This is a genomic window from Nocardia sp. NPDC059195, assembly GCF_042754695.1.
In the GTDB taxonomy this organism is placed as follows: Bacteria; Actinomycetota; Actinomycetes; order Mycobacteriales; family Mycobacteriaceae; genus Nocardia.
In genome coordinates this window covers 134,605-149,411 of the sequence record NZ_JBHZBG010000010.1, presented here as the reverse complement: position 1 = coordinate 149,411, position 14,807 = coordinate 134,605, and the positions used below count along the sequence as shown (strand labels likewise).

The 14,807-nt window shown below is 67.2% G+C and carries 14 protein-coding genes; 6 read left to right on the top strand and 8 right to left on the bottom strand.

Annotated elements, in window-relative coordinates:
- The first annotated feature begins 64 nt into the window (after nucleotides 1-64).
- A complete protein-coding gene (locus ACFXKN_RS15615; protein ID WP_378930454.1) occupies nucleotides 65-637 on the top strand; it encodes a TetR/AcrR family transcriptional regulator in 573 nt (190 codons plus the stop codon).
- A gap of 6 nt (nucleotides 638-643) precedes the next feature.
- Here ACFXKN_RS15615 and ACFXKN_RS15610 read toward each other — a convergent pair whose 3' ends face one another.
- A complete protein-coding gene (locus tag ACFXKN_RS15610; protein WP_379433221.1) occupies nucleotides 644-1,510 on the bottom strand; it encodes an NmrA/HSCARG family protein in 867 nt (288 codons plus the stop codon).
- A gap of 104 nt (nucleotides 1,511-1,614) precedes the next feature.
- On the opposite strand from ACFXKN_RS15610, the gene ACFXKN_RS15605 reads away from it, so the two are divergent.
- Nucleotides 1,615-2,094 (top strand): MarR family winged helix-turn-helix transcriptional regulator, encoded by a 480-nt coding sequence (locus tag ACFXKN_RS15605; protein ID WP_378956320.1) that lies wholly within the window; start codon nucleotides 1,615-1,617, stop codon nucleotides 2,092-2,094.
- Nucleotides 2,095-2,097: 3 nt separating this feature from the next.
- Here ACFXKN_RS15605 and ACFXKN_RS15600 read toward each other — a convergent pair whose 3' ends face one another.
- The 4 genes from ACFXKN_RS15600 to infC all read right to left on the bottom strand — a co-directional run bounded on the left by ACFXKN_RS15600 (nucleotide 2,098) and on the right by infC (nucleotide 4,392).
- Entirely contained in the window at nucleotides 2,098-2,895 is a 798-nt protein-coding gene (locus tag ACFXKN_RS15600; RefSeq protein ID WP_379433220.1) for a TrmH family RNA methyltransferase, read from the bottom strand.
- A 35-nt stretch (nucleotides 2,896-2,930) separates the two neighbouring features.
- A complete protein-coding gene (gene rplT, locus ACFXKN_RS15595; protein WP_019046423.1) occupies nucleotides 2,931-3,317 on the bottom strand; it encodes a 50S ribosomal protein L20 in 387 nt (128 codons plus the stop codon).
- A gap of 116 nt (nucleotides 3,318-3,433) precedes the next feature.
- A complete protein-coding gene (gene rpmI / locus ACFXKN_RS15590; RefSeq protein ID WP_056824456.1) occupies nucleotides 3,434-3,631 on the bottom strand; it encodes a 50S ribosomal protein L35 in 198 nt (65 codons plus the stop codon).
- A 29-nt stretch (nucleotides 3,632-3,660) separates the two neighbouring features.
- Nucleotides 3,661-4,392, bottom strand: a complete 732-nt coding sequence (gene infC, locus ACFXKN_RS15585) for a translation initiation factor IF-3 (RefSeq protein WP_378957514.1) — start codon at nucleotides 4,390-4,392, stop codon at nucleotides 3,661-3,663.
- Between the two features lie 334 nt (nucleotides 4,393-4,726).
- Between infC and ACFXKN_RS15580 the strand changes: the two genes are divergently transcribed.
- Nucleotides 4,727-5,068 (top strand): DUF1844 domain-containing protein, encoded by a 342-nt coding sequence (locus tag ACFXKN_RS15580; protein WP_378956366.1) that lies wholly within the window; start codon nucleotides 4,727-4,729, stop codon nucleotides 5,066-5,068.
- 476 nt (nucleotides 5,069-5,544) lie between these two features.
- Here the strand turns inward: ACFXKN_RS15580 and uvrA are convergent, their stop codons facing one another.
- A complete protein-coding gene (gene uvrA, locus ACFXKN_RS15575; protein ID WP_379433219.1) occupies nucleotides 5,545-8,535 on the bottom strand; it encodes an excinuclease ABC subunit UvrA in 2,991 nt (996 codons plus the stop codon).
- 229 nt (nucleotides 8,536-8,764) lie between these two features.
- Between uvrA and ACFXKN_RS15570 the strand changes: the two genes are divergently transcribed.
- Entirely contained in the window at nucleotides 8,765-9,397 is a 633-nt protein-coding gene (locus ACFXKN_RS15570; RefSeq protein WP_056824462.1) for a response regulator transcription factor, read from the top strand.
- 4 nt (nucleotides 9,398-9,401) lie between these two features.
- Here the strand turns inward: ACFXKN_RS15570 and ACFXKN_RS15565 are convergent, their stop codons facing one another.
- Nucleotides 9,402-10,184, bottom strand: a complete 783-nt coding sequence (locus ACFXKN_RS15565; protein WP_379433218.1) for a sigma 54 modulation/S30EA ribosomal C-terminal domain-containing protein — start codon at nucleotides 10,182-10,184, stop codon at nucleotides 9,402-9,404.
- A gap of 139 nt (nucleotides 10,185-10,323) precedes the next feature.
- Here ACFXKN_RS15565 and ACFXKN_RS15560 point away from each other — a divergent pair, with 139 nt between their 5' ends.
- On the top strand, nucleotides 10,324-12,147 hold the full coding sequence (locus ACFXKN_RS15560) for a GAF domain-containing protein (RefSeq protein ID WP_379433217.1): 1,824 nt from the start codon (nucleotides 10,324-10,326) through the stop codon (nucleotides 12,145-12,147).
- A gap of 42 nt (nucleotides 12,148-12,189) precedes the next feature.
- On the opposite strand, the gene ACFXKN_RS15555 is transcribed toward ACFXKN_RS15560, so the two are convergent.
- A complete protein-coding gene (locus ACFXKN_RS15555) occupies nucleotides 12,190-13,335 on the bottom strand; it encodes a beta-ketoacyl synthase N-terminal-like domain-containing protein (RefSeq protein ID WP_379433268.1) in 1,146 nt (381 codons plus the stop codon).
- Nucleotides 13,336-13,468: 133 nt separating this feature from the next.
- On the opposite strand from ACFXKN_RS15555, the gene ACFXKN_RS15550 reads away from it, so the two are divergent.
- Nucleotides 13,469-14,806, top strand: a complete 1,338-nt coding sequence (locus tag ACFXKN_RS15550; RefSeq protein WP_378956490.1) for a diguanylate cyclase domain-containing protein — start codon at nucleotides 13,469-13,471, stop codon at nucleotides 14,804-14,806.
- Nucleotide 14,807: the final 1 nt, after the last annotated feature.

The window sequence follows — 14,807 nt, the reverse complement described above, 5'->3', positions numbered from 1 at the left end:
TCCATGGTTATGCATCGGCTGATAACATGTCAAGAGGCAAACGAACGAGGAGGCAGTGGCGCCCATGACGAGAACCCGGATGACGGCGACCGAGCGCAGCGCCCAGGTGCTCGAAGCCGCGATCCAAGCGTTTGCCGAAACGGGTTATGCCGCAACGAAAACCGATGAGATCGCCAGGCTGGCCGGCGTGTCGCAGCCCTACGTGATCCGCCTGTTCGGAACCAAGCAGCAGCTGTTCATCGCCTGCCTGCTCGAGGTGTGCACCCGCATCGAGCAGGTGTTCCGCGACGCCGAGATCGCCCCCGATGCCGACACCGCGGAGGCATTGCGCTCCCTCGGCCACGGCTTCGACGTCTTCCTGGCCGAACGCGAACTCCCCCTCGTCCTGCTGCACGGCGCCGCCGCCAGTGCGGATCCGGCGATCGGCGACCACATGCGGGAACGCTTCGGGCGGATGTATCGCCTGATCGGCGAACTCACCGGCGCCGACACCCTGCAATCACGCCGCTTCGTCGCCACCGGGATGCTGCTGACGATCATGACCGCGATGCAAGTCGCGGGCAGCGACGCGATCCCACTCCCCTGGGCCACCGAAATTCTCAACGACCTGCACAGCGCCACCACGCCCGAGTGCTGAAACCGTTCAGCGCGCGAGCAGGGCGGGCCAGTTCTGCCCGCGGGCCCAGTCGGCGAACGAGTGCCAGGCGACGTCCGGGTAGTCACGGCGCAGGCCGGTGACGTCGACATCGAGTCCGACGGTGCCGAAGTATTCGAACATGGCGGCCAGATCTTCGGAGTGGCGGCGGACGACGAACAGCGGGACTTCGTGGTGCGCGATCGGTCGATCGATGGCGACGGCCAGTGTGGCAGCAAGTCGGGCCGGGGTGAGTTCGTCGGCGGCCAGGTCGATGCGGCGGTTCGCGAATTCGGCACGGCGATCGAAGGTGAGCGCGGCGAAGGCACCGATGTCCTCGGCGCAGATGAGGGTGAGCGGCTGGTCGGCGGGCATCGGCCAGGCGAAGGTGCCGTCCCGGAGGGCGTCGAGGGTCCAGCCGGTGGCGTAGTTGTCCATGAAGGCGGCGGGTGCGATGACGGTCCACGGGACACCGCTCGCACGTAGGTGCTCTTCGATCGCGAATTTGCTGTCGTAGTGCGGGATTCCGGTGGCGCGGTCGGCGTGCGCCGCGGAGGTGAAAACGATGTGGCCGATGTGCGCGGCGACAGCGGCGTCGACCAAGGTGATGCCATGGCGGGTCTCGACGGTCGTGTCGGTGCCGAAGGGCGTGGTCACGGCGAACAGGGAATCAGCGCCCGCCAGGGCGGCATCGAGAGAATCGCGGTCGCCGAAGTCCGCATAACGGACCTCGGCACCGAGATCGCCGAGCGCGACAGCGGCCGGGCTTTGGGGAGATCGGGTGAGCGCGCGGACGCGATGACCCATGGCGAGCAGGGCACGAGCGGTGGCGCCGCCCTGCGCGCCGGTGGCGCCGGTGACTGCGATGGTGAGCATGATGTCTCCTCCGGTATGATTTTACTGTGCGGCGCATTAACTGCGCCACGCAGCAATCTAACCGTTTTAACTGCGCCGCGCAGCTGATTAGGAGTGCGATCCGGATGACAGAGCGGAGTCGACGTGCCCGCTACGCGGAGTTGTCGCGCGTCTCGCGGCAGTACATGGCCTCGTATGTTCTGTTCAACCAGGCTGTCGCCGACCATCTGGGCTTGCACCCCACCGATCTGCAATGCCTGAGCCTGCTCACCGCCGAGCCGCAGCCACTCACCGTCAAGCAGATCGCCGACATGACCGGACTCACCACCGGCTCGGCCACCCGCTTGGTCGACCGGCTCGAACGCGACGGCTATGTGGTGCGCGAACCCGACGCCGAGGATCGTCGTCGGGTCCTGGTCTCCCCCGTACCTGATCGCGTCGCCCGCGTCACCGCCGTGTGGGATGACCTCGGCGAAGGTTGGGAGGCGCTACTCGACACCCATACGACGGACGAGCTCACGGTGATCACCGAGCACATGCGCAAGGCCGAGCAGCTCAGCCACACCCAGATCGAACGTCTGCGTGGCCGTAGCGCGCCGTCGTAAGAACTACTTCGCGTGCTGGACGCGCGCGCTGGCGTAGAGGCAGATCGCCGCTGCCGCAGCCAGATTCAGGCTTTCGGCGCGGCCGTGGATGGGGATGCGGATGCGGTGGTCGGCGCGGGCGGCGACGGCGGGGTCGAGGCCGTGGGCCTCGTTGCCGAAGAGCCAGGCGACCGGTCCGCGCAGGATGTCATCGGCGGCGTCGAGGTCAACTTCGCCGTTGGCGGCGGTCGCGAGGATCGTCACGCCCGCGGCGGAGATCGCGTCGAGAGTCGCGGTGATATCGCGGCTGCGGGCTACCGGGACATGGAACAGGCTGCCCGCGCTGGCGCGCACGCATTTGCCGTTGTGTGGGTCGACGGTCTCCCCCGCCAGCACCACACCATCGGCGCCGACGGCATCGGCGACCCGGATCAGAGTGCCCGCGTTGCCGGGTTCGGCGATCTCGACGGGAACGGCGAGCATGCGCGGACCGCGGTCGAGGATCTCGCCGAGCGGCACGTCGATGAGTTCGCAGACAGCGACAAGGCCGGGCGCGGTGACGGTTTCGCCGAGATGTTCGGCGGCGCGGTCGCTGACCAGCGTGGTGCGGATGCCGTCGGCGGTGGCACCGGCGATCAGCGCGTTATCCCGACCGGCGGCCGCGAGCGAGTAGAAGATCTCCCGGACCCGGCCGGTCTCCAGCGCGGCGGACACGGCGTTGGTGCCCTCGGCGAGGAACAGGCCGGACTTGCGGCGCTGGGCCGCGCGCTGGAGCTTGACAGCGGAAACGACCCGCGGATTGCGCTCGGAGAGCGCGTCCACGGGTCGTTCCGACAGATCACTGTGTGTTGTCAAGCTCAGGCAGCGGTGGCCGGGGCGTTGACGTCGGCCGGCAGTGCGGCCTTGGCGACAGCCACCAGGCCGGCGAAGGCCTCGGCGTCGGAAACAGCGAGCTCGGCGAGGATCTTGCGGTCCACCTCGACACCAGCGGCCTTGAGGCCCTGGATGAAGCGGTTGTAGGTGATGTCGTTCAGACGCGCGGCGGCGTTGATACGAGCAATCCACAGCTTGCGGAAGTCACCCTTGCGCGCCTTGCGGTCACGGTAGGCGTAGGTCAGCGAGTGGAGCTGCTGTTCCTTGGCCTTGCGGTACAGGCGCGAACGCTGGCCCCGGTAGCCCTTGGAGGCCTCGAGGATGGAACGGCGCTTCTTCTGAGCGTTGACGGCCCTTTTGACGCGTGCCACTTTGGTAGTCCTTGATCATCTAGGGGCGCGGCGGCGCCCGAATTCGGTAGTTGTCGGCGTCCGGTTATCCCGGCCGCGGAATCGTCGGGTTGCGACGGTCGAGCTGACCGGAAAGGTCAGGCGAGACCGAGCAGCCGCTTCACGCGGGGGACGTCGACGGAAGCGACGGACTCCGTGCCTTCCAGACGACGAGTCCGGCGAGAGGACTTGTGCTCCAGGAGGTGGCGACGGTTCGCCTGCTCGCGAAGCAGCTTGCCCCGGCCGGTCACCTTGAATCGCTTCTTGGCGCCGCTGTGGGTCTTGTTCTTCGGCATGGATTCCTCTATCTAGTCGTTGAAATCGTTTACTGCGGGTCGGCCGGCGCAGCCTGCTCGGCAGGCGCGGCCTGCTCGACCGGTGCTGCCTGCTCGACCGGTGCGGCCGGTTCGGCACCGGCGGGACCGGTCGGCAGCGGCGCACGTGTCGCCGCCGGTGCCGAGGAGTCCTGCTGGGCCTTCACCCGCGTCTTCGCACCCTTGTGGGGAGCGAGGACCATGGTCATGTTGCGGCCGTCCTGCTTGGCCGAGGTCTCGACGAATCCGAGATCGGCCACGTCGGAGCCCAGACGCTGGAGCAACCGGAAGCCGAGTTCGGGACGCGACTGCTCACGACCGCGGAACATGATCGTGACCTTGACCTTGGACCCGGCTTCGAGGAAGCGAACAACGTTGCGCTTCTTGGTCTCGTAGTCGTGGTCGTCGATCTTCGGACGGAGCTTCTGCTCCTTGATCACGGTCTGGACCTGGTTCTTACGGGACTCACGCGCCTTCTGCGCGGTCTCGTACTTGAACTTGCCGTAGTCCATGATCTTGCAGACCGGCGGACGGGCATCGGGTGCTACCTCGACGAGGTCGAGGTCGGCTTCGAGCGCGACGCGTAGTGCATCTTCAACACGCACGATCCCAACCTGTTCGCCGCCGGGTCCGATGAGACGAACCTCGGGAACACGGATGCGATCGTTGATGCGGGTCTCAGTGCTGATGGGGCCTCCTAGGTCAAGCGGTGTCGTCTTAACGACCGCACGCAATAACTGCAACCCCTGTTTCAACACGAAAGCCCCGTTGCGGTATTTCTCCGCGACGGGGCCCGATGTCGACCGATCGCCCACAGCCGATGCCCTCACGAGCTCGGTTGTCGACCCCCGCGTGCCAGGCACACGGGAAACCCACCACAATGAGCGGGTGACCGGGACCGTATATCCGAACGATTGCTCGCCGGTAACGGTGGGAGTCGGGCTCCACTTATCTGCCCCACGGATGCATGACACATCCAGGGGCGGTCGTCAGCGGAAAGTCTAGCATGGCGTTGGGCTATCACCGAATCAGCCGGGCGCGAGCATCCGGAATCGGGCCCGCTATAGCCTGATCAGCATGACTGACGAGCTCGATCCCCCTGTGCGCGACCTGGCCGACATCCCCGCCGTCGAGGTGATCAGCCGGGCCGCCGTGATGCTGATGAGCTCGGCCGCGGAGAAGCTGGGCCTGGCCGGGGAGAACCCCCATTCGGGCGCTGGCGTCGATCTCGACGAGGCGCGCCGGGTGATCACCGCGCTGGCCGGGCTGGTCACGGCGTCGGTGGAGTACCTCGGCCCGCACGCGGGTCCGATCCGCGAGGGCTTGCAGGCGCTGCAGCGCGCGTTCCGCGAGGCGTCCTCGGTGCCGGACGCGCCGGGGATGGGTCCGGGCGAGAAGTACACCGGTCCGGTGCACTGAGTTCGGTGTCAACGAAAAGATCCGCCGACGCGATGCATCGGCGGATCTTTTCTGTGCTGCGAACGGAGTCGCGACTCAGACCACGGGGGTCGGGGTCGGAGTCGGAGTAGGACCGCCGGGGGTGACCGACACGGCCGAGCCGGAGGTGATCATATTCGCGATTGCGGCCATCATGGCCGCGCTTCCGGTATCCATTACAGGCGTTCCTTTCGAATCCAGGTCAGACAGTCGGCTTGGTGGGCTCGTAAGCCAGCGATGACCCGCCTGCGAGGAAACCGAGAATCTGGGCGATGAGCGCCGTGGTGGCTTCATCCATGAGGACGTTCCTTTCGAGCTACACGACGATCGAGCCGTCGACAAACCGCTACTTCCCGGTATTCCGGGGACGGTGAGGCGAATGTTACCTACGGCTGTTTCACTTTGTGGCGGTTTCCGAAAGTCCCTGCCGGGATGTCTCGAAAGGAAGGTAGCCCGGCTCAGCGCAGCGCGGCCGCCTTTCGCGCCAACCGCTTGGCCGCGGTCGTCTCCGCCGGTGCCTTCTTCGCCGCGGGTGCGGTTTTCTCGGCTGCCTTCTTCGCGGCGGCCTTCTTCGGTGCGGGCTTCTTCGGCGCGGGCGCTGCCAGGACTTCTTTGAGGAACTGCCCGGTGTAGCTCTCGGACGCCGCGGCGATGTCTTCCGGCGTGCCGGTAGCGACCACGGTGCCGCCGCCGGAACCGCCCTCGGGGCCCATGTCGATGACCCAGTCGGAGGTCTTGATGACATCGAGGTTGTGCTCGATGACGATCACCGTGTTGCCCTTGTCGACCAGCCCGTTGATCACCTTGAGCAGTTTGCGGATGTCCTCGAAGTGCAGACCGGTGGTCGGTTCGTCCAGGATGTAGACCGTCCGCCCGGCGGATCGTTTCTGTAGTTCAGCGGCAAGTTTCACCCGCTGGGCCTCGCCGCCGGACAGGGTCGGCGCACTCTGGCCGAGCCGCACGTAACCCAAGCCGACCTCGACCAGTGTCTTGAGGTAGCGGTGGATCGAGGTGATCGCCTCGAAGAAATCGGCGGCCTCGTCGATCGGCATATCGAGCACTTCGGCGATGGTCTTGCCCTTGTAGTGCACCTCGAGGGTTTCCCGGTTGTAGCGGGCGCCATGGCAGACCTCGCAGGGGACGTAGACGTCCGGCAGGAAGTTCATCTCGATCTTGAGCGTGCCGTCGCCCGAGCACGCTTCGCAGCGGCCGCCTTTGACATTGAACGAGAACCGGCCGGGTTGGTAGCCGCGCACCTTCGCCTCGGTGGTGGAGGCGAACAAGGTGCGGATCTTGTCGAAGACGCCGGTGTAGGTGGCCGGATTCGAGCGGGGAGTGCGACCGATCGGCGACTGGTCGACCTGCACCAGCTTGTCGAGGTTGTCGAGACCGTTGATCCTGGTGTGCCTGCCCGGCACCTGGCGGGCGCCGTTGAGCTTGTTGGCCAGGACGGTGGCCAGGATGTCGTTGACCAGGGTCGACTTACCCGAACCCGAGACACCGGTGACCGCGGTGAGCACACCCAGCGGGAACGCCACGTCGACGTTGCGCAGGTTGTGTTCGGTGGCGCCGACGACGGTGAGCCTGCGCTTCTTGTCGATCGCGCGGCGCACCAGCGGCAGCTCGATCTGCTCGCGGCCCGAAAGGTAAGCGCCGGTGAGGGATTCGGGCACTTCCAGGAGTTCGGCATACGGGCCGCTGTGCACCACCCGGCCACCGTGTTCGCCGGCCAGCGGACCGATGTCGACCACCCAGTCCGAAGCTCGGATGGTGTCCTCGTCGTGTTCGACGACGATCAGGGTGTTGCCCAGTTTCTTCAAGCGCAGCAGCGTCTCGATGAGCCTGCGGTTATCGCGCTGGTGCAGGCCGATCGACGGCTCGTCGAGGACGTAGAGGACACCGACCAGGCCCGATCCGATCTGGGTGGCCAGCCGGATGCGCTGGGCCTCACCGCCGGACAGGGTCGCGGCGGCGCGCGAGAGCGTCAGATATTCGAGGCCGACGTCGAGCAGGAAGCCGAGCCTGGCCTGGATCTCCTTGAGCACCTGACCGGCAATCGCAGTCTCGCGCTCCCCCAGCGTGAGCGAGTTCAGGAAGTGCGCGCAATCGCCGATGGACAGCTCGCTGACCTCGGCGATCGACTTGTCGGTGCCGTCCGCGGCCAGGGTGACAGCCAGGATCTCCGGGCGCAGCCGGGAGCCGTTGCAGACCGGGCACGCCACATCGCGCATGTAGCCGTCGTAGTGCTCTTTCATCTGCTCGGACTCGGTGTTGTCCATGCGCCGCTGCAGGAACGGCATCACACCTTCGAAATCGGCGTAATAGGAGCGCTTGCGGCCGTAGCGGTTGGTGTAGGCCACGTGTACCTGGTCGGAGCTGCCTTCCAGTACCGCCTTGCGCGCCTTCGCCGGCAGGTCACGCCACGGGGTGTCCATGGAGAAGCCGACCGCCTCGGCCAGGCCGGCGAGCAACCGGTTGAAGTACTCGGCGGTCTGCCCGCGCGACCACGGGGCGATCGCGCCGTCGGCCAGGCTCAGATCCGGGTCGGGCACGACGAGTTCCGGGTCGACTTCCTTGCGGATGCCGAGGCCGGTGCAGTCGGGGCAGGCGCCGTAGGGCGAGTTGAAGGAGAACGAGCGGGGCTCGAGGTCTTCGATATCGAGCGGGTGGCCGTTGGGGCAGGCCAGGCGCTCGGAGAAGCGGCGCTCACGGTCGTGGGCGTGCTCGTCGCGGTCGACGAAATCGAGCACGACGATGCCGTCGGCCAGCCGCAGCGCGGTCTCGATCGAGTCGGTGAGGCGCTGCTTGGAGGCGGCCTTGACCGAGAGCCGGTCGACGACCACCTCGACGTCGTGCTTCTCCTGCTTCTTCAGCTTCGGCGGATCGGTGAGCGGATACACCACGCCGTCGACCCGCACGCGCGAGTAGCCCTGGGTCTTGAGCTGGTCGAACAGATCGACGAACTCGCCCTTGCGGGTACGTACCACCGGCGCGAGGACCTGGAACTTGAGGCCGTCGTCCATGGCGAGCACCTGGTCGACGATCTGCTGCGGGCTCTGCTTTTCGATCAGCTCGTGGCACACCGGGCAGTGCGGCGTGCCCGCGCGGGCGTAGAGCAGGCGCAGGTAGTCGTAGACCTCGGTGATGGTGCCGACCGTGGACCGCGGGTTGCGGTTGGTCGACTTCTGGTCGATCGACACCGCGGGCGAGAGGCCCTCGATGAAGTCGACATCCGGCTTGTCCATCTGCCCGAGGAACTGTCGCGCGTAGGCCGACAGCGATTCGACGTAGCGGCGCTGCCCCTCGGCGAAGATCGTGTCGAACGCCAGGCTCGACTTCCCGGAACCGGACAGACCGGTGAACACGATCAGGCTGTCGCGTGGCAAATCCAGGTCGACACCTTTCAGGTTGTGTTCCCGAGCTCCGCGCACAGTGAGGCGTTCCGCCACCTGGTGAATCCCTTCTCCATCGTCATCCGCCGACCGGACATAATCCCCCGCTGACAATGCTAGGCGGGGGGTCCGACAAGTTTCGGTGCGCGGGGCGAACGGACCCCCGGACGGGGCGCGCTGCGCAGGGGACGTGACGAACCTCGTTCACCGACCCGCCCCACAACCCAGATGCGCGGATTATGTTGGACCACAAGGGTGGATCGTTCGACATGATGAAGGAGCCGACGTGCTCGAGGTGTTCCTGGTCGACGACCACGAGATCGTGCGGCGTGGGTTGATCGACCTGCTCGAGGGTGATCCAGAACTCACTGTGATCGGTCAGGCGGGCGGCGTCGCCGAGGCGATGGTGCGCATCCGCGAGGCTCGCCCCGACGTCGCGGTCCTCGATGTGCGGTTACCCGACGGCAACGGCATCGAACTGTGCCGCAACCTGCTGGCCGAGTTCGACGACCTGCACTGCCTCATCCTGACCTCGTTCTCCGACGAGCACGCGATGCTCGATGCCATCCTGGCCGGTGCCAGCGGCTATGTGGTGAAGAACATCGACGGGATGAAACTGGCCGACGCGATCAAACAGGTCGGCGCGGGCCACTCGCTGCTCGATACCCGCGCCGCCGACGCGCTGCGCGCCCGGCTGCGCCGCAGCGCCGAACCATCAGGGCCACTGGCCGGGCTCACCGACCAGGAACGCCGGCTACTCGAACTGCTCGGTGAGGGCCTGACCAACCGGCAGATCGCCGCGCGCATGTTCCTCGCGGAGAAAACGGTCAAGAACTATGTCTCGCGACTGCTGGCGAAACTGGGTGTCGAACGCCGCACCCAGGCCGCTGTCCTGGCGACCAAACTCCGCGAGCCGTGACAGCTCAGGACGGGACGACGATGGTCAGGTCCCCGTCGTAGCGACGGTAGAGCAGGTTCCCGCGGCCGGTGTGGCTGTCGGTGAAGAACAGGTAGGGCAGTCCGGCGGCGCACAGCGCGTCGGAAGCCTCGTCCTCGGCGAAGACGGGAGCCGCGTCCTGAACCACCCGCACCGGCATCGCGCTCGCGGTCAACGGCAGTTCGGCCGGCTGGTCCGCCGCGGCGGTGAGCCGCTGCCGGGCCAGCGCGACACCGTGCGGGTCGGCCCAGGTGACGATGGCGTCCTCGCCGGTGTCGGCGTCGGTGAACAGGTAGGCGTCGTAGTCCATCGCGTCCAGGACGGTGCTGGCTTCCAGCGGGGTGCCGGTCATCAGGGCGCAGTCCTTGCGGCGGATGATCGGCCGCGTCTCGGTGATCTGGGCCAGCGGGCGGCGGGCCGGATCGGGCCACGCGCCGCGCGCTTCCTTGCCCGCGCGGCGGGCGAGCTGGCGGTCGAGCCGTTCGGCGGCGAAGGTCACCGCGAAGCCGCCGGGACCGGTGACCTGGACCCGGGTGAAGGTGTCGTTGGTACGGATATTGGCCTGCACAAGGGTCGGCTCGTCGTAGCCCTGCGGCGCGGTGACGCGCACCCTGGCCGGGCTGTCGAGGTGATGCCTGCGCATGACGCGGGTGATGGCCCGGACGGCACGGGTGACGTCCTGGGCCGGTACTTCGCCACGCGTGGTCACGGCCAGCTCCGGGTCCGCGGCGGTCGTCCAGTGCTGGGTGCTCGACAACGAATTCATCATGTGCCCCACTTCTCGATCCCAATTCCCGGTGCCCAATGCCACCACTACCGCCGGTGCGAGTGAAGGGCCGAAAGTCCCCTCATTGCGGACTAGACTTTGTTGCGACTCACTCGAGGAGCTGCGAAGACGGGATACTGCGATGGCGAATGACGGTCGAGGCGGCCGCTATTCGGCTGACCAGACGGTGTCGCGGCAGATGTTGCGCAGCCTGCTCGGCGAGGTCGCCGATCGGGTCGAAGTGATGATCGGCTCGCGCGACCGGATGGACGGCCTCGTCGAGGCCATGCTCACCGTCACAGCGGGTCTCGACCTGGACGAAACCCTGCGCACCATCGTGCGGACCGCGATGAACCTGGTCGACGCCCGCTACGGCGCGCTCGCGGTGCTCGGCCACGATCAGCAGGTCGCGCAGCTCATCGACGAGGGCATCCCGGACCACATCAGAGAACAGATCGAGTCACAACCGGTGGGGCACGGCGTACTGGGCGCGGTGTTCGCGCAGACGACTCCACTGCGACTCGACGATCTCACCGAACACCCGACATCGGTGGGTTTTCCGGTGGGCCATCCACCCATGCGCACGTTCCTCGGTGTGCCGGTACGCATTCGGGACAAGGCATTCTGCAGTCTGTACCTGACCGAGAAATCCGACGGACAGCCGTTCACCGACGAAGACGAGATCCTGGTGGGGGCCCTGGCCGCCGCGGCGGGCATAGCGGTCGACAACGCGCGGCTCTACGAGCAGGCACGCACCAGGCAGGCCTGGATCGAGGCCACCCGCGATATCGCGACGGAATTCCTGGCCGGTACCGAATCCGACCGGGTGCTCGGCCATGTGGTCGACCGCGCGCGCGGGCTGACCGGATCGCATCAGGCCTTCCTCGCCGCGGTGCCTGTCCCCGACGAATCGCCGGGCGAGATCGCCGAATTGGTGGTTACCCACTGGACCGGCCCGGACGCGGGGCAGGACTGGCAGACCATCCCGATCGCGGGGACGGTGGTGGGTGACGCGTTCAGCAGACGCACACCCCTGCGCTTCGATGACGTATCGCAGGTGAACCTGGGCGTCGAGTTTCCCGTGGCCGAATTGCCCGGTGCCGGACCGGCGCTCGTGCTGCCGCTGTGCACCCCCGATGCCACCCTGGGCGTCCTGGTAGCCTTCCGGCCGCCGGGTTTCGCACCATATTCCGACGAGATGCTCGAGCTCACGGCCGCGTTCTGCGATCAGGCCGCGCTGGCGGTGCGACTGGCCGGCGCGCAGCAGCGGATGCGCGAACTCGACCTCGTCGCCGACCGCGATCGGATCGCGCGCGACCTGCACGATCATGTGATCCAGCGCCTGTTCGCGATCGGCCTCACGGTACAGGCCACCCTGCCCAAAGCCGTGGTTCCCGAAGTGCGGCAACGGCTTTCGACGGTGATCATGGATCTGCAAGAAGTGGTGCAGGAGATCCGCACCTCCATCTTCGATCTCCACGCCAGCGGCTCGGGCCACAGCGAGGGGCTGCAGCAGCGCCTCGAGGTCGCGATCCGGCGCCAGACCGCCGACATCGCCCTGCGCGCGACGATCCAGGTGTCGGGCCCGCTGTCGGTACTCGATCCGCAGCTGGCCGACCACGCCGAGGCGGTGGTGCGCGAGGCGGTGAGCAACGCGGTGCGCCATTCCGGCGCCGACACCGTCGCCATCGTGATCGAGGTGGCCGACGATCTGGTGATCACGGTGTCCGACAACGGCTGGGGCATTCCGAACCACGTCATCCGCAGCGGGCTGCGCAATCTCGAGCAACGCGCGCAGGAGGCGGGCGGGCACTTCGAGGTCGGTCCGGCCGAGCGCCCCGACGCCGACGGCAACCACCCGGCGATGTCGGGCACGCAGCTGCGCTGGTCGGTGCCACTCCCCCAGGACGCGCCGACGACCGGCGGGTTCGCCCTCGCAGGCGGACCCGAGACCGGCGAGGACTGAGTCTGAACCGGCGGCGTTGTCGCCACCCATCCGAAGACAGGGTCAGACCTGGGCCAGGATCACGGCCGCGTTGTTGCCGCCCATACCCATCGACAGTTTGAGAGTCGGGCCGTCGAGCATCGGGGTCGGGCCGTCGAGCAGTCGCGGGTGCGCGGGCGCCACGATCGGCGCCGATGCGGCGATGCCACGCTCGTAGGACAGTGCGATCGCGGCGACTTCGATCGCCGCGCACGCGCCCTGACAGTGCCCGGTGAGCGGTTTGAGCGCGGCGATGGCCGGACGGTCATCGAAGACAGTGGTCATGACGTCGCGTTCGGCGGCATCGCATTGCCGGGTCCCGGTGCCGTGCGCGTTGTAGTACGCCACGTCGGCGGCATCGATCCCGGCGTTCGCCAGCGCGCGCTGGACGCAGGCGATGATCTGGGCGTGGGTGGGATCGACCGAGACGACATGGAAGGCGTCGTTGGTCATCGCGCCGCCGAGTACCCGGGCATAGGGCAGCTCGACCGCGTCGGTGAGCAGCAGCGCCACCGACGCCTCGGCGATGGTGAAACCGAGCGTGCCCTCCTGAAAGGGCCTGCAGGCGGTGAACGGGTCGGCACCGGCGATCGCGGCACCGAGACCGACGAAATGTTCGAGCATTTCCGAGGTGGCCGAGAGGTCGGTCGTCACGCACAGAACATCGTCGACCAGACCCGCATCACGCCACATCTTCGCCGTCAGCAGGGCGACATTTCCCGAACTGCAGGCCGCCGACACGTTCATCGCGGGCCCATGAAAACCGAACTCCTGCATCACCACCGAGATGGCTGTCGAGGGCAGCATCCGCAGATAGTCACGCGAGCGCCGGTGGCCGTCGTCACGAAGGTAGAAATCGCGCCAGTCGGCGACATCGCCCAGGGTGAACGCGTGGACGAGGCCGACGGTGCGGCCTTCGCGGCGCCACCCACGGGCCTGCGCGTCGGCGATCGCCTCGGTGGCCGCGGCATGCACGGCACGCCCGAACAGACCGGTTCCGTAGGCCGGGTCACCGCCGTCGGGAATCCGGCCGACCCAGGCGTGTTCATCGCGTCCCGGCCCGTAACCGGGGTACAAACGGGCCGCCGGTTTGCCCCCCAGCAATCCCTGCCACAGGAATTCGCGGCCCCACCCGTAACCGGAGACGACACCGATGCCGGCTATCGACATAGAATCGAGGCGGTGGGCCATGCCGCCCGTGAGCAGGTCCGGTATCACATCGCTCCTCGCGGATCTCATGAAGGATCACCAGACTAGTCCGATACGCCGTCCGCCGACGCAGGCCGAGATCGGGGGTTTCGCAGTGGGAGAACGAAAGACCGACGCGGCGAGCGCCGAACAACTCGCGCAGCGCTATCGGTCGCTGGTCGAACACACCCCCGACGCCATCTGTGTGCACGAATCCGGAACCGTCGTCTACGTCAATCCGGCCATGGTGCGCCTACTCGGAGCCCGCTCGGCCGAAGAACTACTCGGTTTGTCGATCACCACCTTCGTTCATCCCGCTTCCGTGGCCGCCATGCTCGACCGGATCAACCAGCTCACCGCCGAGGGATCGGCCTCGCCACCCTCCGATATGGACCTGGTTCGGGTGGACGGGCGCGCGGTGCCGGTGCAGACGGTGTCGGTGCTCACGGTGTGGCAGGGCGAACCGGCCTACCAGGTGGTGGTGCACGATCTCACCGCGCAGCGAGCCGCCGAGGCATCGGCGCGGCGGGCGGAAGCACATTTCACCACCGTGGTCTCCCAACTGGAGGAGGGCGTGCTCGTCGTCGATCGGCGGGGCCGGATCGAATCGATCAACCCGGCGGGCATACACATACTCGGCATCGACGACGTCGGGCCGGTCCTCGGCTGCCTCATCGACGACCTGCCGATGACGATGATCGACAGCGACGGACGGCCGCTACCGCCCGGAAAACACCCGATGGCGCACACGCTCGCGACCGGTGAGGTGATCACCCAGTTCATCTTCGGTGTCGAGCACGCCGACGGCCACCAGGTGTGGTTGTCGTGCAACTGCAGGCTGCTCAACCCGGACAGCCCGGATTCGTCGGGGGTGTCCTCGTTCGCCGACATCACCGAGTTCCGGGCGAGCAGGCGCCAGCTCGAATTTCAGGCCACCCACGATGCGCTGACCGGGCTCGCGAATCGGTCCCTGATCCTGTCGCAGCTGTCCTCGGCGCTGGCCGACGAGGGCGGCAGCCTGGTCACCACGGTGCTGTTCATCGACCTCGACGGCTTCAAGGCGATCAACGACACGCTCGGGCACGCCATCGGCGACACGGTGTTGCAGATCGTCGCCCAGCGGCTACAGCAGTCGTTGCGCAGCGAAGACCTGGTCGGACGGCTCGGCGGCGACGAATTCCTGGTGCTGCTGTCCGGTCATCCGCAGCGCGCCGACCTGCCCGCGCTGGTGGAGCGGCTGCGCGGCACGATGTCGGAACCGATCATCGCCAGCGGTCACCGGCTCGAGGTGAGCGCCTCGGTGGGTATCACCGAACTCGGCCCGCACGAGAACCGCACCCCTGAGGCCGTGCTGCACGACGCCGACCTGGCGATGTATCGCGACAAGCCGTCGGCGCATCGTGAGCTCGGTCTCGGTCAGAATCGACGCTCGAACAACACCCACGCCTCCTGAC

What these genes read in the sequence shown, in the direction of transcription:
- ACFXKN_RS15615 (WP_378930454.1), top strand. Translation starts at nt 65, where the DNA reads ATGACGAGAACCCGGATGACGGCGACCGAGCGCAGCGCCCAGGTGCTC.
- ACFXKN_RS15610 (WP_379433221.1), bottom strand. Translation starts at nt 1,510, where the DNA reads ATGCTCACCATCGCAGTCACCGGCGCCACCGGCGCGCAGGGCGGCGCC.
- ACFXKN_RS15605 (WP_378956320.1), top strand. Translation starts at nt 1,615, where the DNA reads ATGACAGAGCGGAGTCGACGTGCCCGCTACGCGGAGTTGTCGCGCGTC.
- rpmI (WP_056824456.1), bottom strand. Translation starts at nt 3,631, where the DNA reads ATGCCGAAGAACAAGACCCACAGCGGCGCCAAGAAGCGATTCAAGGTG.
- ACFXKN_RS15580 (WP_378956366.1), top strand. Translation starts at nt 4,727, where the DNA reads ATGACTGACGAGCTCGATCCCCCTGTGCGCGACCTGGCCGACATCCCC.
- ACFXKN_RS15565 (WP_379433218.1), bottom strand. Translation starts at nt 10,184, where the DNA reads ATGATGAATTCGTTGTCGAGCACCCAGCACTGGACGACCGCCGCGGAC.
- ACFXKN_RS15560 (WP_379433217.1), top strand. Translation starts at nt 10,324, where the DNA reads ATGGCGAATGACGGTCGAGGCGGCCGCTATTCGGCTGACCAGACGGTG.
- ACFXKN_RS15555 (WP_379433268.1), bottom strand. Translation starts at nt 13,335, where the DNA reads ATGTCGATAGCCGGCATCGGTGTCGTCTCCGGTTACGGGTGGGGCCGC.